At 42.7% G+C, this 22,709-nt stretch carries 17 protein-coding genes; 7 read left to right on the top strand and 10 right to left on the bottom strand.

From position 1 onward, the window contains the following. Positions 1 to 196: 196 nt before the first annotated feature. The 3 genes from EC846_RS08240 to EC846_RS08230 form a co-directional block, all read right to left on the bottom strand. Entirely contained in the window at positions 197 to 871 is a 675-nt protein-coding gene (locus tag EC846_RS08240; protein ID WP_123774839.1) for a class I SAM-dependent methyltransferase, read from the bottom strand. Between the two features lie 71 nt (positions 872 to 942). Continuing rightward, positions 943 to 2,637 carry an AMP-binding protein gene (locus EC846_RS08235; RefSeq protein WP_123774838.1) on the bottom strand — a complete coding sequence of 565 codons (1,695 nt, stop codon included), beginning with the start codon at positions 2,635 to 2,637 and terminating at the stop codon, positions 943 to 945. A gap of 110 nt (positions 2,638 to 2,747) precedes the next feature. Then, a complete protein-coding gene (locus EC846_RS08230) occupies positions 2,748 to 3,365 on the bottom strand; it encodes a TetR/AcrR family transcriptional regulator (RefSeq protein WP_004772899.1) in 618 nt (205 codons plus the stop codon). A gap of 148 nt (positions 3,366 to 3,513) precedes the next feature. Between EC846_RS08230 and EC846_RS08225 the strand changes: the two genes are divergently transcribed. From EC846_RS08225 to EC846_RS08205, 5 genes are read left to right on the top strand one after another with little or no spacing between them, the layout of a single operon-like run. Beyond that, positions 3,514 to 4,686 (top strand): isovaleryl-CoA dehydrogenase, encoded by a 1,173-nt coding sequence (locus EC846_RS08225; RefSeq protein ID WP_004772902.1) that lies wholly within the window; start codon positions 3,514 to 3,516, stop codon positions 4,684 to 4,686. 24 nt (positions 4,687 to 4,710) lie between these two features. Next, on the top strand, positions 4,711 to 6,312 hold the full coding sequence (locus EC846_RS08220) for a carboxyl transferase domain-containing protein (RefSeq protein WP_123774837.1): 1,602 nt from the start codon (positions 4,711 to 4,713) through the stop codon (positions 6,310 to 6,312). 9 nt (positions 6,313 to 6,321) lie between these two features. Next, positions 6,322 to 7,125, top strand: coding sequence for an enoyl-CoA hydratase/isomerase family protein (locus EC846_RS08215; protein ID WP_123774836.1), 804 nt, complete (start codon positions 6,322 to 6,324; stop codon positions 7,123 to 7,125). A gap of 11 nt (positions 7,126 to 7,136) precedes the next feature. Next, entirely contained in the window at positions 7,137 to 9,128 is a 1,992-nt protein-coding gene (locus tag EC846_RS08210; RefSeq protein WP_123774835.1) for an acetyl/propionyl/methylcrotonyl-CoA carboxylase subunit alpha, read from the top strand. Then, positions 9,125 to 10,027 (top strand): hydroxymethylglutaryl-CoA lyase, encoded by a 903-nt coding sequence (locus EC846_RS08205; protein WP_123774834.1) that lies wholly within the window; start codon positions 9,125 to 9,127, stop codon positions 10,025 to 10,027. The genes EC846_RS08210 and EC846_RS08205 overlap by 4 nt, the downstream gene beginning before the upstream one ends. A 224-nt stretch (positions 10,028 to 10,251) precedes the next feature. Here EC846_RS08205 and EC846_RS08200 read toward each other — a convergent pair whose 3' ends face one another. Further along, a complete protein-coding gene (locus EC846_RS08200) occupies positions 10,252 to 11,190 on the bottom strand; it encodes a LysR family transcriptional regulator (RefSeq protein WP_032810694.1) in 939 nt (312 codons plus the stop codon). A 201-nt stretch (positions 11,191 to 11,391) separates the two neighbouring features. Here EC846_RS08200 and EC846_RS08195 point away from each other — a divergent pair, with 201 nt between their 5' ends. Then, positions 11,392 to 14,862 carry an indolepyruvate ferredoxin oxidoreductase family protein gene (locus tag EC846_RS08195; RefSeq protein ID WP_123774833.1) on the top strand — a complete coding sequence of 1,157 codons (3,471 nt, stop codon included), beginning with the start codon at positions 11,392 to 11,394 and terminating at the stop codon, positions 14,860 to 14,862. Between the two features lie 119 nt (positions 14,863 to 14,981). On the opposite strand, the gene EC846_RS08190 is transcribed toward EC846_RS08195, so the two are convergent. The 4 genes from EC846_RS08190 to EC846_RS08175 all read right to left on the bottom strand — a co-directional run bounded on the left by EC846_RS08190 (position 14,982) and on the right by EC846_RS08175 (position 19,374). Continuing rightward, a complete protein-coding gene (locus tag EC846_RS08190) occupies positions 14,982 to 15,905 on the bottom strand; it encodes a 2-hydroxyacid dehydrogenase (RefSeq protein ID WP_123774832.1) in 924 nt (307 codons plus the stop codon). Continuing rightward, positions 15,902 to 16,657 carry a class II aldolase/adducin family protein gene (locus EC846_RS08185; protein WP_123774831.1) on the bottom strand — a complete coding sequence of 252 codons (756 nt, stop codon included), beginning with the start codon at positions 16,655 to 16,657 and terminating at the stop codon, positions 15,902 to 15,904. Before EC846_RS08185 ends, EC846_RS08190 begins: the two co-directional genes overlap by 4 nt. Before the next feature lie 82 nt (positions 16,658 to 16,739). Beyond that, entirely contained in the window at positions 16,740 to 17,528 is a 789-nt protein-coding gene (gene paaG, locus EC846_RS08180; protein ID WP_123774830.1) for a 2-(1,2-epoxy-1,2-dihydrophenyl)acetyl-CoA isomerase PaaG, read from the bottom strand. 43 nt (positions 17,529 to 17,571) lie between these two features. Further along, the gene (locus EC846_RS08175; RefSeq protein WP_123774829.1) at positions 17,572 to 19,374 is read right to left on the bottom strand and encodes an acyl-CoA dehydrogenase C-terminal domain-containing protein; all 1,803 of its coding nucleotides are present in this window, start codon (positions 19,372 to 19,374) and stop codon (positions 17,572 to 17,574) included. A gap of 303 nt (positions 19,375 to 19,677) precedes the next feature. Between EC846_RS08175 and EC846_RS08170 the strand changes: the two genes are divergently transcribed. Beyond that, positions 19,678 to 20,127 (top strand): PaaI family thioesterase, encoded by a 450-nt coding sequence (locus EC846_RS08170; protein WP_123774942.1) that lies wholly within the window; start codon positions 19,678 to 19,680, stop codon positions 20,125 to 20,127. A gap of 20 nt (positions 20,128 to 20,147) precedes the next feature. Here the strand turns inward: EC846_RS08170 and EC846_RS08165 are convergent, their stop codons facing one another. Both EC846_RS08165 and dcaP read right to left on the bottom strand, forming a co-directional pair. Continuing rightward, the gene (locus EC846_RS08165) at positions 20,148 to 21,365 is read right to left on the bottom strand and encodes an MFS transporter (protein WP_123774828.1); all 1,218 of its coding nucleotides are present in this window, start codon (positions 21,363 to 21,365) and stop codon (positions 20,148 to 20,150) included. Positions 21,366 to 21,382: 17 nt separating this feature from the next. After that, the gene (gene dcaP / locus EC846_RS08160) at positions 21,383 to 22,699 is read right to left on the bottom strand and encodes an outer membrane trimeric porin-like protein DcaP (protein WP_123774827.1); all 1,317 of its coding nucleotides are present in this window, start codon (positions 22,697 to 22,699) and stop codon (positions 21,383 to 21,385) included. Positions 22,700 to 22,709: the final 10 nt, after the last annotated feature.

Below are 22,709 nucleotides of genomic sequence, written 5' to 3'. Positions count from 1 at the left end.
ATTCTTTATTTGTGTTTTTTCCTTTGCCTGAATCGCAATTTCACAGCACATTTTTTATTTTAAAAATCAAAACCATTTGATTTATTTCGTTTTACCTCCTCTGTTTCAATTCTTTTTTAGGTTTTTCTATTATTTTAAAATGACAAAACCAAGCAAAAGCCAAATTGCCTCAACACAACAATAGCAACTGATCAGCTTAATTTTTCTGTGCAATCAAGCCCTGATAGGTCAAGGTCTGGCTAAAAACATGGATATTGCCAAAACCTGCATGATCGAGCAGTTGCTGATAATCCTGTAAAGAGACCGTGAAGAAATCCTGACTCAAACGATCCATCATTGTTTGGCTTTGTGCTTCACTCAGACCAACAGCCTGACATAACAACGGCAAGGCTTTCATTTGCAGAGAATCTTCACAACGCATCAAATCATAGGTCATTAAAATTCCATCTTTTTTTAAGCGTTTTGCAATCTCGGAAAAGAAAGTAGGTTTGGACGCATGCGGAATAAAATGAGCCACGAGAATACAAAGTGCAGCGTCAAACACTGGCAGTTCGGATAAACAATTTGTCTCTCCATGTACAAAGGTAACGCGTGCTTGCTGCCCCATCGCCTGAATCTGCGCTTGTGCCTTTTGCAGCATTGTCAAAGAAGGATCAACAGCCGTGAAAGTCCAGTCAGGATGCCTTTGCAATAAATACTCAAGTTCATAGCCTGTACCACAGCCAACAATCAGAATATGCGCATCATTGCTCAAATTTGCCTGTAAAATGGCATCGACTTGCTGGTGCATCAATTCATAAGCTGGAATCAGTTGACGGATATGATCGTCATAACCTTCCACCACTTTCTGGCTGTTAAAATCTTTGGCCATTTCATCCCCTGTTTTTAATCGCGTCACTCTCAGCAATCGCTAAAATACTGCGTGATCTAATCATCCCAATTTTAGTCAAAGACTTCGGCTGTCAGGTTTAACTCCGCACGCATGATTTCCTGTAATTTAAACTTTTGCGCTTTGCCTGAAGCAGTCATTGGAAACTCAGCAAAGAATTTGACATAGCGTGGCACTTTATTATGTGAAATATGTTCTTTACAGAAGTGACGTATCGCATCTTCATCACATTGATGATGTTCATGCAAAATAATACAGGCACAGAGTTCCTCACCATAACGGCTGTCTGGTAAACCAATCACCTGAACATCAGAAATATCTGGATGGGTATATAAAAAGTCTTCAATTTCTTTTGGAAACAGGTTTTCTCCACCACGAATCACCACATCTTTAATGCGGCCTTTGATTTTGATAAAACCGTCTTGATCCATTTCCGCAATATCGCCGGTATGCATCCAGCCGGCTGTATCGATGACTTCTCTAGTTTTTTCAGGTTCATCCCAATAACCCGCCATCACCGAATAGCCACGCACACAGAGTTCACCCAGTACACCTTGCGGAACGATATCACCCTCTAGATCGACAATTTTGACTTCCAAATGCGGATGGACATGCCCAACGGTACTCACACGTTTATCAATCGAATCGTGAATATAACTTTGTACACTGACAGGCGAAGTTTCAGTCATGCCATAACAGATGGTAATTTCAGACATGTGCATACGGTCGATGACACGCTGCATGATTTCACGAGGACATGGACTACCTGCCATGATGCCTGTGCGTAAGCTGGATAAATCGAATTCGGCAAATTGCTCATGCTCTAACATGGCAATAAACATGGTCGGAACACCATAAGACGCAGTACATTTTTCCTGATGGATGGTTTTTAAAGACTCAAGCGGATTAAAAACGGCGGCTGGATAAACCATGGTTGCACCATGTGTGATACAGGCCAGATTGCCCATTACCATGCCGAAGCAATGAAATAATGGCACAGAAATACAGACCCGATCTTTTGATGTTAAACCAATGCCTTCACCAACAAAATAACCATTATTGAGAATATTGTGGTGGGTCAGCATGGTGCCTTTCGGATTACCTGTGGTGCCAGAAGTAAATTGAATATTAATGGTTTCATCAAACTGCAAATGCTTCGCTAAAGCATGCAGCTGATCTAATTGCTGTTGTGTCGGTTGTCCGACCAAATCGCTAAAACGGTGAATACCAGTATGCTGCTGCTCATCAATTTTAATGACATATTTTAAATGCGGTAAACGCGCTGAATTGAGTACCTTATCCGCACTCGATGCCAGTTCAGGTGCAATCTTGCTTAGTAATTCCTGATAATCTGTAGTCTTGAATTGTGCTGCAATCACCAATCCTTTACAGGCAACCTTGTTCAGCACATATTCCAGTTCATGACTTTTATAAGCCGTGTTCAGATTGACCAGAATAATACCTGTTTTTGAGGCTGCAAACTGGGTCACAGTCCATTCTACACAGTTCGGAGACCAGATGGCTAAGCGATCACCTTTTTTTAATCCTAGTTTCAACAAACTACATGCAAAGGCATTCACCTCATCCTGCAATGCCTTATAGGTCAATCGTCTATTCTGATGCGCACTGACAATAGCCTCCTGTTCAGCATATTGCACACAGGCCTGATCAAATTTTTCTCCAATCGTCATCCCCAACAGGGGCTGCGAACTTGTTCCAGAGGCATAGCTTAACCGTTGTTGTTGCATTGAATCACTCTCCTTGATTCTTTGTAATTCTGTTCTTCAGTCATTTAATTATTGTGAGTACAGCTACTTTTCCAACATCCTGTTGTGCAATTTTAATGATTGTGTTTGCCTTATTTCTTCTGCACTGCATCCACACAAAAGTCAGCAATCTGTTTGGAAAAATAGTTTTTATGCTGCTGATCAAACTTGGTATTTTGCGCTGGATCTAAGGGTTCAACCACCACATAAGTCATGGCACCCACCACACACAAAGCTGCGGTATTGAGATCATCCAGAACAAACTCACCACTCGCATTTCCATCTGCAAGGATTTTCTTAATACTTTGTTTAATCAACTGTTTCACACGAAAACGCTCATGTTCAACTGTTGAATCAACCGGTTCAAACATGAGTGAATATGCAAGCTGAGGACTATTCAGCGCCCGTTTTACAAAGGTGGTTACTGCTTTATGTAATTTCTGTTTTGCCGATAAATTACTTTCAGTAATTGAATCAATCACCAATAGTTCGGTGTTAATGGCCTCGGACAAAACCTCAATCAGTACCTGACTTTTATTATCAAAATAGCGATAGACCAGACCACTTGAAACGCCTGCTTGCTCTGCAATAGTTTGTATTTGTGCGTCTTTAAACCCTCCCTCCGAGATTAATTTTCTGGCTGAACTCAAAATCGCTTTGCGATTTTGTTCCATCCTCTCCTGCATCAAAGATGATCGTTTATAGCTCATGAATTTTATTCTCTACCAAATAAAATGAATTGTAAATCATTTTATGAATCACTATTCACTTTTTCAAAAAATCATTGTATGGTACTTCTTAAGCACATACAACAACGCTTTTTGGAACAACAAATATAACCAATGGGATGACAACACAATGAACCTACGTAGCTTGAATTTTGGTCTGGATGAAACGTTAATTGCACTACAAGATTCAGTTGCTGCATTTTGTGCAAAGGAGATTGCACCAATTGCCCAACAAGTTGATCAGGACAATCTATTCCCCGCGCATCTCTGGAAAAAATTTGGTGATATGGGCCTGCTCGGTCTTACCGTTTCTGAAGAATATGGCGGCACCAATTTAGGTTATCTGGCACATATCATCGTGCTACAGGAAATTTCACGTGCATCGGCATCTATCGGGCTTTCTTATGGCGCGCATTCTAACTTGTGTATCAACCAGATTAACCGCAACGGTAGCGAACAACAGAAACAGAAGTATTTACCAAAACTGATTTCAGGTGACTTTGTCGGTGCTTTGGCGATGTCGGAACCGAATGCAGGATCGGATGTGGTCAGCATGAAACTGCGTGCAGAACAAAAAGGTGACCATTTTGTTCTCAATGGTTCGAAAATGTGGATTACCAATGGCGGTGATGCGGATGTATTAGTGGTTTATGCCAAAACTGATCCGCAAGCAGGTGCCAAAGGTATGACCGCCTTTCTTATTGAAAAAGATATGAAAGGCTTTAGTCATGGCAGCCATTTAGACAAACTCGGTATGCGCGGTTCCAATACTTATCCGCTATTTTTTGACAATGTCGAAGTGCCTGCCGAAAACGTATTGGGCGGTGTCGGCAACGGTGCCAAAGTGCTGATGAGTGGTCTGGATTATGAGCGTGCGGTGCTCAGCGCTGGCCCACTCGGGATTATGGATGCTTGTCTGGATGTGGTTATTCCTTACCTACATGAGCGTGAGCAATTCGGTCAGGCTTTAGGTGAATTCCAGCTTATGCAAGGCAAACTTGCCGATATGTATTCAACCTGGTTGGCATGTAAAGCCCTCGTCTATGCCGTAGGTGCTGCCTGTGACAAAGCTGATCATGACCGTAGTCTACGTAAAGATGCGGCCAGTGCCATTTTATATGCTGCTGAAAAAGCAACATGGATGGCTGGTGAAACCATTCAGACTTTAGGCGGCAATGGTTATATCAATGAATACGCTGCGGGCCGTTTATGGCGTGATGCCAAACTTTATGAAATTGGTGCAGGAACCTCTGAAATTCGCCGCATGCTGATTGGCCGCGAACTGTTCAATGAAACCAAATAATAATCATAAATAAGGACGCAGTGTATGAACCAATTACAAAGCAAGATGAATGTTCGTAGTGAGGACTTCAAAACCAACCAGCACGCCATGCAAACCTTGGTCACAGATCTAAAACAGGTGGCTCAAAAAGTAGCATTGGGCGGTGGTGAAAATGCCCGTCAAAAGCATCTGGCGAGAGGTAAACTACTGCCACGCGATCGCATTGATCAACTGATTGATGTCGGTACTGCTTTTTTAGAAATTGGTCAATTGGCGGCCTATCAGGTTTATGAGGATGATATTCCAGCGGCAGGTGTGATTGCAGGGATTGGTCAGGTAAATGGTATAACCTGCATGATCGTTGCCAACGATGCAACAGTCAAAGGTGGCACCTATTATCCCCTAACCGTGAAAAAGCATTTACGCGCACAGGAAATTGCTGAACAGAATCACTTGCCTTGTATCTATCTGGTGGATTCTGGGGGGGCGTTCTTACCTATGCAAGATGAGGTATTCCCAGACCGCGACCACTTCGGGCGTATTTTCTATAATCAGGCACGCATGTCGAGCCTAGGTATTGCCCAAATTGCTGTGGTGATGGGAAGCTGTACCGCAGGTGGTGCCTATGTGCCTGCCATGTCTGATGAAACCATTATTGTCCGTAATCAAGGGACGATTTTCTTAGGCGGCCCTCCTCTGGTAAAAGCTGCGACTGGCGAAGTAGTGAGTAGTGAAGATTTAGGCGGTGGTGATGTGCATACACGTCTTTCGGGTGTAGCTGACCATTTAGCTGAAAATGATGAACATGCGATTGCGATTGCTCGGAACATTGTTGCGAATCTCAATAAAAAGCCAAACGACTTAAATAAACAAGTTGATGAACCATTGTTTGATGCATCGGAACTCTATGGCGTGGTGCCAAGTGATGCACGTAAACCTTTTGATGTGCGTGAAGTGATTGCACGTATCGTAGACGGCTCGCGTTTTGATGAGTTTAAAGCACGCTTTGGTTCGACACTCATTACCGGTTTTGCTTCACTCTATGGAATGCCAGTCGGCATTATTGCCAATAACGGGATTTTATTTTCAGAGTCTGCACAAAAAGGTGCGCACTTTATTGAGCTATGCACACAGCGCAATATTCCATTGTTATTCCTACAAAACATTACGGGCTTTATGGTTGGCCGCCAGTATGAAAATGAAGGGATTGCAAAAAACGGCGCCAAACTGGTGATGGCCGTTGCCACCGCAAATGTACCTAAACTTACCTTGATTATTGGTGGTTCGTTTGGTGCAGGTAACTATGGTATGTGTGGCCGCGCTTATTCACCACGCTTTTTATGGACTTGGCCGAACTCTCGTATTTCAGTGATGGGTGGCGAACAAGCAGCAAGCGTACTCTCGACTTTAAAACGTGATCAGATTGAGCAAAAAGGTGCCGAGTGGTCAGCGCAACAAGAAGACGAATTTAAACAACCGATTCGTGAACAATACGAGCGTCAGGGTCATCCGTACTATGCTTCTGCCCGCCTTTGGGATGACGGCGTCATTGACCCAGCGCAAACTCGTCAGGTACTCGGTTTAAGTCTTGCCGCTGCGATGAATGCCCCAATCCAGCCAACCAAATTTGGCGTGTTTCGCATGTAAGAGGTGTATATGAGCTATCAATTTTTACAACTCGAACAACAAGGTCAGGTTGCCTATGTTTGGCTGAACCGTCCTGAATTGCACAATGCTTTTAATACGACAGTCATTGAGGAATTGCATGCTTGCTTTAAGCAAATCAATACACGTGATGATATACGTGTTGTGGTTTTAGCGGGTCGCGGCAAAAGCTTTTCGGCAGGTGCCGACCTCAACTGGATGAAACAGGCAGGTCAGGCATCTTCAGCAGAAAATGAAGCAGATGCATTAAAACTTGCACAAATGCTTGATGCACTGGCAACACTTAAACAACCGACCATTGCCCGTGTACATGGCATTGCCTTTGGTGGCGGCATGGGTTTAGCGTCAGCATGTGATATTTGCATTGCTAGTACGGATGCCAAGTTTGCAACATCTGAAGTTCGTTTAGGGCTTGCCCCATCTACCATTAGTCCCTATGTAATTCGTGCAATTGGCGCAAGACAAGCTTCTCGTTACTTCTTAACTGCCGAGCGAATTTCGGCACGTGAAGCCAAACAAATTGGCTTGGCGCACGAAGTAGCAGATGCTGAAGATTTAGACAGAAAAGTTCAAGAAATTATTGATGCACTCTTACTCGGCGGCCCGCATGCTCAAGCGGCATCAAAACAACTCATTCAAATGGTGAGCAACCAGACCATGAGCAATGACTTGCTGCAACAGACAGCACATCATATTGCTCAAGTTCGTCAAGGCAGCGAGGCAAAAGAAGGTCTGAGTGCCTTTTTAAATAAACAGCAGCCTGCTTGGGTTTCTAACTCGAATAACAACAATTAAGGACGATCATCATGTTTGAAAAGATTTTAATTGCGAACCGTGGCGAAATTGCTTGCCGTGTGATTCGCACAGCTAAAAAATTAGGGATTGCAACGGTTGCTGTTTACTCCGATGCAGATGCAAATGCACAACATGTCAAACTTGCCGATGAAGCGGTTTATATTGGTCAGTCCCCTGCAACACAAAGTTATTTGCAAGCCGATCGCATTATTCAAGCAGCAATTGATACAGGCAGCCAAGCGGTGCATCCGGGCTACGGCTTCCTTTCAGAAAATGACCAGTTTGCACTCGCTTGCCAACAACACAATATTTGCTTTATTGGGCCACCAGTGGATGCCATTTTAGCGATGGGCTTAAAAGCGACCTCTAAAGCCTTGATGGAAAAAGCAGGCGTTCCTTTAACACCGGGTTATCACGGAACCAACCAAGATGCCGACTTTTTAAAACAACAGGCAGACCGAATTGGCTATCCTGTTTTAATTAAAGCAAGTGCTGGCGGTGGTGGTAAAGGTATGAGTCTGGTTGAACGCAGTGAAGACTTTCTGCATGCCTTAGCCTCTTGTAAACGTGAAGCTAAATCGAGCTTTGGTAATGATGACGTGTTAATTGAGCGTTATGTGATTCAACCGCGCCATATTGAAGTCCAAGTGTTTGGCGATACACATGGCAACTATGTGCATTTGTTTGAACGCGACTGCTCTGTACAACGCCGCCACCAAAAAGTGCTAGAAGAAGCCCCTGCTCCACAAATGCCAAGTGAAAAGCTCGATGCAATGCGTCAAGCGGCAATTGATGCGGCACGTGCGGTAAATTACGTTGGCGCAGGTACGGTTGAGTTTATTGTGGAGCAAGATGGAACCGCGTATTTCATGGAAATGAATACCCGTTTACAAGTCGAACACCCTGTCACTGAAATGATTACAGGTGAAGACTTGGTTGAATGGCAACTTCGTGTGGCTTATGGCGAACCTTTACCTAAACTACAAAACGAATTGCAGATTCACGGCCATGCGCTCGAAGCACGGATCTATGCAGAAGAACCAGAAAAAGGCTTTTTACCAGCCATCGGTAAAATTGACTATCTGCACTACCCAACACAGAACCAATATGTACGTGTAGACAGCGGTATTGTTGAAGGCGATGAAATCACGACCTATTACGACCCAATGATTGCCAAACTGATCGTATGGGGTAAAAACCGTGAAGCTGCGCTTATTCAAATGCAACATGCTTTAAGCCAATTCCATGTCGATGGCTTAGGCAACAATATTGCCTTTCTGGAAAAAATTGTTCGTAGCGAATCGTTTAAACAAGCCAAATTGGATACCAACCTGATTCAACGTGAACATGATTTTCTGTTTAACACACAACAGACAAAACCTGAGATTATTGTCGCAGCGGCATTTATTGAATTTCTGAGTAAATTTAATAACAATCGCTCAAGCCAAAAACAGCTTTGGCAGGCTCAACCACTTTGGCGTTTAAACATTGCTTATCAGCACAGTATTAAACTGAACTATTTAGATCAGAACATTAAAATTAAATTTGCCTCAAATGAACAAGGCTTCACCGCTGAATATAACGGACAAAGCTACCCAATTTCAGGTCAATTGATTGATACACACACCGCATCTATTCAAATTGATGGGACTCAGCAAAAGCTGTCTTTTAACCAAAGTCAGCAAGGCATTACCTTGTTCCAAAATGGACAAAGCTACAAGTTTGCTTATATCCGCCAAGACTTTAATCAGGCAGATCACCAAGCTGACGAAGGCCATTTAAAAGCACCAATGCCGGGTGTGGTCACGCAAGTGCTAGTAAGCGCAAATCATAGCGTGAAGAAAGACGATATTTTAATGACGCTTGAAGCGATGAAGATGGAATACACCATCCGCGCCCCTAAAGACGGTGTGATTGTAGATTCCTACTTCCAAGTCGGTGATCAGGTCAAAGCTGGCGATGAGCTTGTGGAATTTCAGCCTGCTCAGGAGGAAGTTGCATGAGTGAATTTGTCAAAATCGTAGAGGTCGGTCCCAGAGATGGCCTCCAAAACGAAAAACAGGCTTTAACCGTCGAACAACGCTTAAACTTTATTAATGACCTGATTAATGCAGGTCTGAAATCTATTGAAGTCGGTTCATGCGTTTCGGCAAAATGGGTGCCGCAAATGGCTCAAAGTGATGAGCTATTTAGGCAACTCCCCCAAACAACCGATGTGCAATTTAGCCTGCTCACGCCCAATATCAAAGGTTTTGAAACTGCTCAAGCGGTAGGATGCAAAGAAGTTGCGGTGTTTACTGCAGCTTCTGAAAGCTTTACACGTAAAAATATCAACTGCTCTATTGATGAAAGCTTTGAAAAATTTAGCGATGTCCTGAGCGCGGCAAAAGCAAATAACATCCGTGTACGTGGTTATGTCTCTTGTATTGTCGATTGTCCTTATGAAGGTGCAATCGCACCTGAGCAAGTGGTGAAAGTTGTGAAACGACTCTATGACATGGGCTGCTATGAAGTGTCTTTAGGTGAAACTATTGGCACAGCAACACCAGATCGCGTTCAAAAGGTTTGGCAAGCCTGTCTGGCTGAACTCGACAGCAAGGTTTTGGCTGGGCATTTTCACAATACCTATGGCATGGCGATTGCCAATATTTATCAATCTTTACAGCAAGGCATTCGCATTTTCGATTCGTCTCTTGCAGGACTGGGTGGCTGCCCTTATGCCAAAGGCGCTTCTGGCAATGTATCGACCGAAGATCTGTTTTATTTGCTATCACATATGGGCTTTGAAACGGGCATTGACTTGGAAAAACTGATGCAAGCCAGCCAAAATATTAGCAATGTACTCAACCGAAAAAGCTTGTCTAATTATGCAAATGCTTATTGGCAAACGAAATGCGCGTAGCCATATAGATTTGTATTCTCTTACTGTCAGGCAATATGCTTAATCAATTAAGTTTGATCAGAGCTCAACGTTCTCTCATTCTGCTCAAGAATTGGGGCTAAATCCCTCATGTAATTTTTTAAATCTATTATTTATATCGGTATGAAATGCCTCTTTCTAAAGAAGCATTTTCTACTTTTAATTTTAATCCTTATTATTCTTTTTCTAACGCTCTCTCAAATTACTTATAAAAAATAATCTGTATCTTGCTGTATTTTCGGAGAAATATGTTGCTCGACCCACTCCAACCATGTCCGCGTTTTTACATCCACAAAATCCCGTGAAGGCAATAAGGTATACACCCCGATATCAGGAGAACGCCACGCTGGTAAAATACGGCGTAATCGCCCTGTGCGGATTGCATCAATCGATGAAAAAGTTGGCAATAAGGCAATGCCCATATCTTGTTGAACTACATCCAGTAACAACTCAGGCGTATCGGCAATGAGTGGGCCATTAATATCAATCTGATACGAACAGCTATTTTCACTGGTCAGATGCCATTGCGGAGTAATGGATGGATTGACCAAGCGTAAACAGGCATGCTTCTGCAAATCATCCAGCGATTGAGGTTCACCATGCTTTTCCAGATAAGCAGGTGAAGCACATAACACCGAAAAAATCGTACCAATACGACGGGCGACAAATCTCGAATCCGCTAGAGATTCAGTCAAATAGAGACTTACATCAATGCCCTTACCTAAAAGATCGGGTACATTTTGTGAGGTTCGATATTCAACCGTCAAATCAGGATAGGTTTGACAGAACTCCGCCATCATCGGTGCAAGATAGTGATGACCAAAGCTGGCCATACTCAGTACCCGTAAACGCCCTTGCGGTTTTGTTGCCATACCCATTGCCTGTGCTTCAGCTTCTTCCACCATGGCAAGCACCTGACGACACTGCTCGGCATAGGTCTCACCAATCTCGGTCAAGGCATGCTGTCGGGTTGATCGTTGTAGTAGTTTTGTACCTAAACGCCCTTCTAATTCGCTAATTAATCGCGAAACTTGCGCAGTTGTCAGTTCCATCTGTTCAGCGGCAGCCGTGAAACTCCCGCTATCAATCACTTTCAGGAAGGCATTCATTGCATGCAAGAGTCCACCATCAAGATTTTTGCGCATAACGTAAATATCTTTTTCTAAATTACGCATTGTTGCACCAGTTTGGATCAACCACAATGACATTAATGTACATACATTGATCAGGTCTTTTTTTATCCCGAACTGTTCAATCTTTTTAATTGTTATGTACTTACTCCAAATATTCAACCGGATGTTGAAAAAACAAGTAGTCAAAACTACGAGAATTCTAAGGAGATATAAATGAATATAGCGACAAAAGTTACTCCAAAAATGATCGCTACTAAAGATGTATCACTGGATGATAAATATATCAGTGATCACGGTTCAGCCTACATGACAGGCATTCAGGCACTCGTTCGGTTACCTCTAGCACAGACTCGCCGTGATGAATTGAACGGGTTGCATACAGCTGGCTTCATTTCAGGTTATCGCGGTTCCCCTGTAGGTAATTATGATAATTTCCTTTGGCAAATTGGAGGTATACTTAAAGATCATCATGTCGTCTTTCAACCCGGTATCAATGAAGATTTAGCAGCAACCGCAATCTGGGGCACCCAGCAAGCCAACCTTGCAGGCCAGGGAAAATATGATGGTGTCACCTCATGGTGGTATGGCAAAGGGCCAGGTGTAGACCGTTCAGGTGATGTGCTGCGTCATGCCAATCTTGCCGGAACTGCTGAACATGGCGGTGTGGTTGCTTTATTTGGTGATGATCACTCCTGTAAATCATCTACGGTTCCACACCAATCTGAACATGTCATGATTGGCTGCGGTCTTCCGATTTTCTATCCGACCTCAGTGCAACATATTCTTGATCTTGGTGTGCATGCTGTGGCAATGTCCCGTTTCGCTGGGGTATGGACCTCAATGAAACTGGTCAGTGAAATTGTAGAAACTTCGGCTTCCGTCAATGTAGATTTAGATCGGGTCGTTCCCGTGATTCCAGAAGACGTGGACTTCCCTGCCGATGGAGTCAATATCCGCTGGCCTGATCATGGCATCCAGCAAGAACAACGCCTGTATCAACATCGCTTACCTGCTGTGCTGGCCTATGCACGTGCCAATCAGCTGAATCAGACCACTTGGCCTTGTGAAAATGCCCGCATCGGGATTGTTGCCAGTGGTAAAGGTTATCTCGATACCATTGAAGCCTTACGCATTTTAGGAATTGAGAATGAAACGGCTCAACAGCTTGGGCTACGGGTTTATCAAGTTGGGTTAATCTGGCCTTTAGAACCGCAAGGTATTCGTGAATTTGCCGAAGGACTAAAAGAGCTGATTGTGGTTGAAGAGAAACGTCCTATTCTTGAATCACAGATCAAAGATGAACTGTATTCCCTGCCTGATGAGCAACGTCCACATGTGATCGGCAAAGCAATTCATGGTAAAGGTGAATGGAGTACCTCCATCGAGGAAGCACCGCTAATTGGTCATTACGAGTTCCAGCCTGAACCCATTGCCAAAATGCTTGCAGCACGTTTTCTACAACTCGATTTACATGAGAATTTAAGACAACAAATTCAGAATCGCATCGATTTATTGCAAAAAGCAGAACAAGAGTCACGCCGTGTGCTGGATCTGGCAGACCGCAAACCTTATTTCTGTAGCGGTTGTCCGCATAATACCTCCACCGTTGTGCCAGAAGGCAGTCGCGCCTTAGGTGGCATCGGTTGTCACTATATTGCAGTATCACTGGATCGCGGCACCGAAACTTTCTCGCAAATGGGCGGTGAAGGCGTGAGCTGGGCGGGTGCATCGCACTTTACCAATGAAAAGCATATTTTTGCCAATCTCGGTGATGGAACCTACTTCCATTCAGGCTATTTGGCAATTCGACAAGCCATTGCAGCCAATATCAATATCACCTATAAAATCCTTTATAACGATGCAGTTGCCATGACAGGCGGACAACATGTCGATGGACATTTGAGTGTCGCGCAACTGACCCGCCAGCTAGACGCGGAAGGGATTAAAAAACAGGTCATCGTAACGGATGAACCAGCGTTGATTCATGCAGAAGAACACCTTGCACCCAATGTAGAAATCCGCCACAGAAATGATTTAGATAACGTGCAACGTGATTTGCGTGAGGTTTCTGGTGTCACCGCTTTAATTTATGTTCAGACCTGTGCCAGCGAAAAACGTCGTCGCCGTAAACGTGATGCTTATCCTGACCCTGCTGAACGCCTTTACATCAATACTGATATCTGTGAAGGCTGTGGCGATTGCTCGAAAAAATCAAATTGTCTTTCAATTGAGCCAGTAGAAACGGCTTTAGGTACTAAACGTCAAATTAACCAAAGCAGCTGTAATAAAGACTTCACCTGTGTAGAAGGTTTCTGCCCAAGTTTTGTGACCGTGCATACACGCGATATGAAACGTCCAGCCAAGTTTGAGGGTTTTGCTACGGGCTGGCCTGAGCGTCCGATTCTTCCTCAACTTGATACAGCACCAAGCCGAATCATGGTTGGTGGTGTGGGTGGTACAGGTGTGGTCACCGTCGGCGCATTATTGGGAATGGCCGCGCATCTGGAAGGTAAAGCAGCACGCGTCATGGACATGGCAGGACTGGCTCAAAAAGGCGGTACAGTTTATTCCTATGTTCAATTGGCCTCAGATGACGAGCAAATTTCCGCAACCAAAATCCCTGCGGGTCAATGTGACCTTCTTATTGGTGCCGACGCAGTAGTGGCAGGCAGTAATGCAGCCTTGTCACGTTTAAAACCAAATGCGATGGTCATTGTCAATGAAGATGGCTCACCGACATCTGACTTTATTAATAAACGTGACTGGTTTGCGCCAATTACGGATTTGATCAATCGTCTTCGTGGTCATGTCGACCAAGGTAAACTGGTATCTTTACCTGCTGCGCGTATTGCCACCCAAGTCTTGGGTGATGCCATCTTTGCCAATCAGATCTTACTGGGAATGGCATGGCAATCTGGTCAGATTCCATTACTGCGCGAAAGTATTGAAAAAGCGATTCAACTGAATGGCACAGCAGTTGAAAAGAATCTTGAAGCTTTCCGCGTAGGTTGTCATCTTGCAAGCGATCCAGATCTGGCGAAGCGTCTACTCGACAGTTTGCCAAAACAGAATGCGCCGCAAACGCTGCCAGAACTGATTCATGATCGTTCAGTCCGTTTGCAAGATTATTGGAATGATGCTTATGCTGATACATATAGAAATCTTGCAGAACAAGCGTCTAAAATGTTGCCTGAAGCACTTGCAACCACAATCGCCACACAGCTGTATCGTGTAATGGCCTATAAAGATGAGTATGAAGTTGCCCGCTTGCTGACAGGTGCTAGCTTTAAAAAATCAATCGAATCGCAATTCGGGCGTGGTGTGCGTTTATCCTATCACCTTGCACCACCGACACTAGGTACCAATGTACGCAAACGTATTTTTGGTTACTGGATGCGTTTCCCGATGATGCTACTTGCCCGCTTACAATGGCTGCGCGAAACCTTCCTTGATCCATTTGCACGTCAAGAAGAACGTCAACATGAACATGCATGGCGTGATCGTTACATTGGATTTGTGAAAGCACTTGTTGCAGCACCACAACAGCATGATTTGACAGTAGCTGCACAAATTGCCAAGCTTCCTGCAGAAGTACGCGGCTTTGGTCATGTCAAAATGCAGTCGATGCAAAGCGCAAATCAACGTTGGGATGAGCTATCTAAAGAACTCAGCAATAAAGGCTAATGCCTTAAAATAAATCACTGACTGGGCATGTCAAATAACAAATGATAGGCTCAGCCAGTCGATTCACAATTAAAAGTTGGTAGGACTGACTGATGATTTGAACTGAGAATATTTATCCATTAATACCCCTTCAAAGTGTCCACCTGATTTAATAATACTTGCCCTTGAATAACACGCTGATCATTTTCTAAAATTTGATTCACCACAACCGACCAAGGTGCATGTGACGCAACATGTGGTGTGATTACCACTTTTTCATGTTGCCAAAGTGGATGATTTTCAACTAAGGGTTCTTTTGCAAAGACATCCAGAATCGCGCCACGTAAACGTCCAGAATCCAGATAATTTATTAAATCCTGCTCAACTAGGTGCTGACCACGACCACAATTGATGATACAGGCCTGTTCAGGAAGCTGATCAAATAAAGATTTTGATAAAATACCCTGATTATTTTCCGTAAGTGGCAATAAATTAATCAGAATTTCAGCCTGTCCTAAAAACGTGTCAAAGTCTTCATCACCTGCATAACAGCTCACATGTGCAATATTTTTCGAGCTACGAGACCAACCAGATACTTGATAACCGAGCGCAGCAAATTGCTTTGCCATATATCCGCCCATTTGCCCCAAGCCCATAATTCCAATTTTCAATTCAGCATGTTCTCGTTGGGGATACTGCCGCCAACGTTGTTGCCGCTTTTGTACAAATGCCTGATCAAAAAAACGTTGATAATATAAAACGCCCCATTGCAAATAATCGAACATTCCCTTTTGATGAAGCTGATCAACCACTCGGCATACTTTATATTGTGTGCCAATTCGATCTAAATTGAGGTGTTCAACACCCGCCGCCATCGAATGAATCAATTTTAATTCAGGCAACTTTTCTAAATGATCTAAATCTGGAAACCACGACACAGCAGTCGTTGCATAAATCGCTTGTTCGCTGTCGGCTAGGCAATAGGAGCCTTGTGGTGCGTATTGTAAAAATGCATCTTCAAGCCATTTTTGAACTTTTGGTACTGTAGTGGAAATCACAATCATGCGCAGTATTCCTCACGCTGCTGTTCAATTAAAGACAAGGCCGCATTCCAAGCATTTAAAATAATCTGTTCCACACCTTTTGATTCGAACTGCTTGGTTGTATGTTCACATACCAGTTCGGAAGGAAAATGCAATTCTGCCCCACCTGCAAGTGCCTTAATTTGCGCCTGACATGCACGTTCTAAAAAATAAATTTCATGAAATGCACGCTGTACACTATCTCCTGTTGCCAACAATCCATGATTTCTTAAAATCATGACACGATGATCACCCAGATCCTGCACCAGTCGTGTCCTCTCTTCAGTCGATAGTGCGACACCTTCATATTCGTGATAACTGACTTTTTTATAAAATTTTAGTGCGTGTTGCGATATTGGCAACAAACCATGCTTCTGTGCTGAAACTGCAATTCCATCTGCGGTGTGAGTATGAATCACACAGTGAACGTCGGGACGAGCGGCATGCAATGCTGAATGAATAACAAAACCAGCAACATTCACCGTTTTACCTGCATCATAATGTTCTACGATATTACCTTCACCATCAATTTTAACCAAATCAGAGGCTTTCATTTTTTCGAATGGAATGCCGTAGTGATTAATCAGAAAATGTCCATTCTCATTTGGTACACGTAGGCTGATATGGGTATCAATAAGATCTGTCATCCGATAATAAGCAATTAACCGATATAAGGCTGCTAACTGACAGCGAGCATCCCATTCATTTGCCGATACAATCTCTTTTAGACTCATGTTATATCCCTATTTGAAGTACTTTCGACCTAAAGTACTGTTTTCATTTTCCAGAACTAAATATTATTAATATCTAATACTTCTAGCTAAAGTCTGGTTTTCTCTTTTCCATAAAGGCAGCCACTCCTTCTTTATAATTATCTGATTGTCCTGCAATACGTTGAAATTCACGCTCCAGTTGCAATTGCTCAACAAAACTGTTGTCTGTTGCGCAGTTTAAAGCTTTTTTAATCAATGCAATCGAACTACTGGGCTGCTCAGCTAACTGTTCAGCCAATGTGGTAACACTCGCTTCGAAAAGTTCATCTTCGTAAACCTCCCAAATCAATCCCCAATTCAAGGCTTTTTGAGCAGATAACTTATCACCCAACATGGTGAGCCCTTTTGCGCGGGCCAAACCGATCAAATGCGGTAAATTCCATGTGCCACCTGCATCAGGAATTAAACCAACTTTGCAAAAAGACTGTATAAATGAAGCAGATTGTTTCGCCACCACCAAATCACAGGCTAAAGCCAAATTGGCACCAGCACCAGCAGCCACACCATTCACAGCAGCGATTACAGGTTTGGTCATATCTGTAATTTTAAGTACCAGCGGATTATAGAATTTTTCTAAAGCCGCGCCTGCATCATAATCTGGTGCAGCAATGACATCATGACTTCTTGATCTTAAATCCTGTCCAGCACAGAAACCTTTGCCTGCGCCAGAAATCACAATAACTTTTACTTTCTTAGAAACCGCCCACAGGTCTAAAACTGCCGCAATTTCAAGGTGCATTTGTTCATTGAAACTATTCAGCACTTCTGGGCGATTAAGCGTCAAATACCCGACACGGTTGTGTTGACGAATCAAAATATGTTCAAAATCCATTTCTCGCTACTCTCTGAAAAAATTTACAATCCGTGGACCAGACTCAGAATGAAAAGGCGTCTTCATCAAGTTCCATCACTGACTCTGCTCCAGAAGCAATAGAAGCCGCATGTGCTTGTGTACGATGTAATAGCTTCTGAAAGAAGAACTTCGCTGTGCTGAGTTTGGCCTGATAGAATTTTTGTTCTTGCGTGCCTTCAGCCAGTTTTTCATGGGCAACTTGTGCCATACGTGCCCAAAGATAGGCGAATACCACATAGCTAGAAAAATACAGATAATCGACTGAAGCGGCACCAATTTCTTCAGGATTTTGCTTGGCTTTTTGTGCAACGTCTTCGGTGATAGATAACCACTGCTGCTTCAATTCAGCCAATTTTTCCGTATAAGCAGACAATGCTGTATTTGATTGATTCGTCGCAATAAACTGCTCAATTAAATCGGTCATGTTTTTTAGCAGTTTTCTATCAGACTTCAGTACTTTGCGCGCCAGTAAATCTAAAGACTGAATTTCGGTCGTGCCTTCATATAAGGTGGATATCCTTGCATCACGTACAATTTGCTCCATCCCATGTTCAACAATAAAGCCATGCCCACCAAAGACCTGCACCCCATGCTTGGCGGATTCATTCCCCGATTCAGTTAAAAATGCTTTGGCAATTGGAGTTAAAAAGGCCAATAACTCATCCGACATTTTCCGCTGCTCGGGATCATCTGAAGTCTCAACAATATCGACATGCTGAGCCAGAAAATAGGCTAATGCACGTCCACCTTCTGAAAATGCTTTTTGAGTCATTAACATGGAACGTACAGCTGGATGAACAATAATTGGATCGGCATTTTTATCAGGACATTTTGCTCCAGATAAAGAACGCATTGCCAAGCGATCTTTTGCATAAGCTAAAGCACCTTGAAATGAAATTTCAGAAGCAGCGAGTCCTTGTACTGCGGTTCCAATACGTGCGGTATTCATAAAGGTAAACATACAATTGAGCCCGCGATTTTCAGGACCAATCAAATAACCTTTCGCACCATCAAAATTCAGTACGCAGGTGGCATTTCCATGAATACCCATTTTATGTTCAATCACGCTACAGACGACTTTATTACGGTCTTCTAAATTACCTTCATCATCTACATTAAATTTAGGCACAATAAATAAAGAAATACCTTTAGTGCCTGTCGGCGCACCTGGTAAGCGAGCCAACACAATGTGGATAATATTTTCTGAAAGATCATGTTCCCCTGCGGAAATAAAAATCTTTTCTCCTGTTATGGCATAACTCCCATCTGAATTCGGCTCGGCCTTGGTACGAATCAAGCCTAAGTCTGAACCAGCATGAGATTCCGTTAAGCACATGGTTCCTGTCCAGACACCACGAATCAGCTGAGTTAAAAATGCCTTTTTTTGCTGCTCAGTACCATGGTGCTCAATGGTTCTCATCGCGCCATGAGACAAACCTGGATACATTGCCCACGCCCAATTAGAACCACATAACATTTCAGAAATAGCGATCCGCAACAATGTCGGTAAGCCTTGCCCACCATATTCCGGATCGGCCGTTAACGAGGTAAAACCTAACTCAGCATATTTTTGATAGGCTTCTTTAAAACCTTTTGGCGTTGTGACTACGCCTTGATTTAAATGACACCCTTCCTGATCACCATTTTGGTTAATCGGTGCCAACTCATTTTCACAAAAATCTGCTGCTGCTTCTAAATATTGATCAATTAATTCTCGATTTACGCTTTCCTGATATTTACTTAAACCTTGATAGTTCTGTTCTGTTTGAAGCATTTCATGCAGCACAAATTGCATATCGCGTAATGGAGCTTTGTATAAAGGCATAGTTTTTCCCTTTCACGTTACTGCCTGTGTGATAAGCAGATATCGTTTTTTCCTTGAATAGACTTTTATTGTTTCAATCTCACCAAAATATCAAAAAATTTCTTATAGCAAAATATATTTTCACTAATTTAATAAAATTATTGTCACCCAAATATAGGTATAAAATGTAAGTTCATGTTTTAAAGTACAAATATTAGAAATAAAATAACGGATATTGTTTATAAGAATAATTTTAAATTTTGTATTGCAAAATTTTATTCCGTAAAAATACAATTTATAGTATTGTGGTTAGATTGCTTAATCATCCAAGGACGATTCATGGAAAGCCCGAAATACACAGGTCTTGAGTTTTTAACCGCTTTAAAAAATGGTGAGGTATCTCCTTCTCCTATGGCTCACACGATACCGATGGAACTCGTTGCAGTTTCCGAAGGTAAAGCGACTTATAAAGTTACCCCTCGCAAAGAACATAGAAATATACAAGGCGGTGTACACGGCGGCTTCTGCGCCACGGCTCTGGACACCGCTACAGGTAGTGCAGCTCACACTTTACTTGAACATGGCGTTGGCTATGGAACCATTGATTTAAATGTAAAAATGATTCGCCCCATGCAAGTTGACACGTCTTACTATGCGACAGCCGAGTTGATTAATGCAGGCCGTAATATTATTAGTACCGAAGGTAAAATCGTAGATGAGAATGACAAAGTGTATGCCTTTGCCTCGGCAACCTTAATGATTATTCGCAAATAATAAAGTTTTAAAGCTCCTGCTTATGGAGCTTTTTCTTGCTTTGCAATCTTGCCCATTTCATAAAAATCTAAGCGATCAATCAAGAAACTCGTTATTGCCATCGCCATACCTAAAGCAGCACACGCTTCCCATCCCCAATGTTTCCACGCATACACTGCAATAAAAGAACCTAAGGCGGCTCCGCCAAAATATAAGGTCATATAAATTGAATTAATACGAGAACGCGCTTCCGCCGAAATTCGATAGACTAGATTTTGATTTAAAACATGAAATGCCGACAAACCGAAATAAGCCATAACAACTCCAACAGCGTAAGCAACTAGAGACTGCTGTGCAAAAAATAGCGGTATCCATGCACTTATTAATAGCCCCATACAAATCACTGCAATTTTATTTTCAAGCCCTGCCGCAATTTTCTTACCTGCCCAAGGGGTCGCAAATACGCCAGCCAGTCCAACAACTCCAAATAAACCAATCTGGAAATCGTTAAAGTGATAAGGCGCATTCGCCAAAATAAAAGTCATCGTGGTAAAAATCAATGCCAAAATACCAAAGCCAATACCGCCCGCCAAACCACGGCGCAGTAAATGTGGTTGATGAACTGCTAATGAAAATAATGAACCATAAATCTGTAGAATATTGAGTTGGTGGGATTTTCGCGCAACCGGCAACTTCATCCACATCACCCATGCAAACACCAAAATGACGATTCCGCTAATTAAATAAACCGCATGCCAAGACCAAACTGTAGAAAGTAAGCCTGCAATAGAACGCGCCAATAATATTCCCAAAAACAAACCACTCATGAGAGTGCCTACAACTTGAGGACTTTTTTTCGGGCTAGCTAATCCTGCGGCGAAAGGAACTAAAACTTGAGTTGCAATAGAAAAGAATGTCGCTAAGAAGGTAAAGCCATATAAAACTGGCAAGGTTTGACTCAAGGATAGCCCTACTTGTGCAAGGCCTGTACAACACATAAGCAAGCAAATATAACTTCGCTTTTCAAAAAAATCTCCTAAGGGAACCAATATAAAAAGGCCAACTGCATATGACAGTTGGCTAATTACAATGGTTAAAGCAACTTGATCGGCATTGACTTTTAATGCTTCTGCAATTGAATAGATTAAGGGCTGGTTGTAATAGTTTGAACCCGCACAAATTCCACATGTCATCGCCATGATAAAAATAAAGCTTTTTGACAATATCGCGTCTGTATCGAGCCGAGCTATTTTATCCATGTTCCTTTGCCTTATTTTTAAAACTTATACATCGACACAAAGTTAAGGCGTGACACATCCGCCGTTCTGCCATCAAATACCTCACGTTTTCCTTGATGATATTCCATACCAATATCGATTTGCTCGGCAGGTGAATAGAAGACATTGACAGCGTAATCGGTTAAGCGTTTGTTAGCATCCTGATTCAGTTTGGCATATTCAGTGTTGTCATCATATTCAAATAGCGAAGCTGATATATTGGCACGCCATTGATCATTGAATTTATACGAATAACCAAGATTAAAACTGTTTAGCTTATTCATCATTAAATCGGTTTTATCCTGATCTAAAGAGAAATCCCCCGCTGCATTCAATGCGGTAGCATTCGCCAATCCACCTTGGGTGGTATAAGGCATGAACTTTTGATCACCCACAATATATTGATAGTTGGCCTGAACAGATTGCTGCGGATCAAGTTGATATTTAAGTCCAGCACCGGCACCCCAACTCACTTTTTTAACCGTGTCTTTTGCCACATCTACAGATTTCTCGTTCACAAAGCCTTGGGCCAATGCCATTAACGGTCCTTGCTTAAATGTATATCGACCCGTCAATGTTGGAAAAGCGGAAACACGTGACCCCGTATATTCAAATGCCACTTTCAAATCATGATTCTGATCAATTTTCCAGTCATAACGCACCTGAGGTGTGCGTGTATACGATGTACCAATAAACTGGGTGTAATCGACCGATTCCGTTCGAGTTTCCATATTAGACATCAATGACCAAGTTTGACCAAAGGTCCAGTCTTTATAGGTAAAATAAGCATGGCGAATACGAAACTTCCCATCACCAGTTCCCATGTTAGAGCTATCAAAGAAATCGGCTTCCACATTTCCTGTGATCGCTTTATCTAGACTGTTGAAATAAACACCTAATCGGCTTGCATTAATCATGGCATCCGAACGGGAATGGTTTGAGCGTTGCGCGCTTTCAAATGGAGTTCGATAGATACTGCTTGTGGTTCTACCGCCTGAATCTGGAGAAGACTTAAAATCAACTGCTGCATCTAGTCGGGCAATACCGTAAACCTTCACATTATCCGTCCAAGTGACCCACGAAGGAGCAACGGGCTTCTCTGTTACAGTCGCTTTAGTTTTTTCGATGTTCTCTTCGATCTTTACTTGTTTGACCTGTAAATTATTTTGAGTTTGTTTTTGAGCAGCAACTTCTGCTTTTAATTTTTGCAGCTCGGTTTCTAGCAAATTAATTCTTTGTTCTGTCGTATCTGAAGAATTTGCAAAAATAGTCCCTGAGGCCGCAGCGCAAGCTGCAGCTAAAATTAATTTTTTCATCTTTTAATCC

The sequence above is a fragment of the Acinetobacter sp. BIGb0102 genome (genome assembly GCF_003815055.1).
Lineage (GTDB): Bacteria > Pseudomonadota > Gammaproteobacteria > Pseudomonadales > Moraxellaceae > Acinetobacter > Acinetobacter vivianii.
This window is presented reverse-complemented; position numbering and strand designations above follow the sequence as displayed.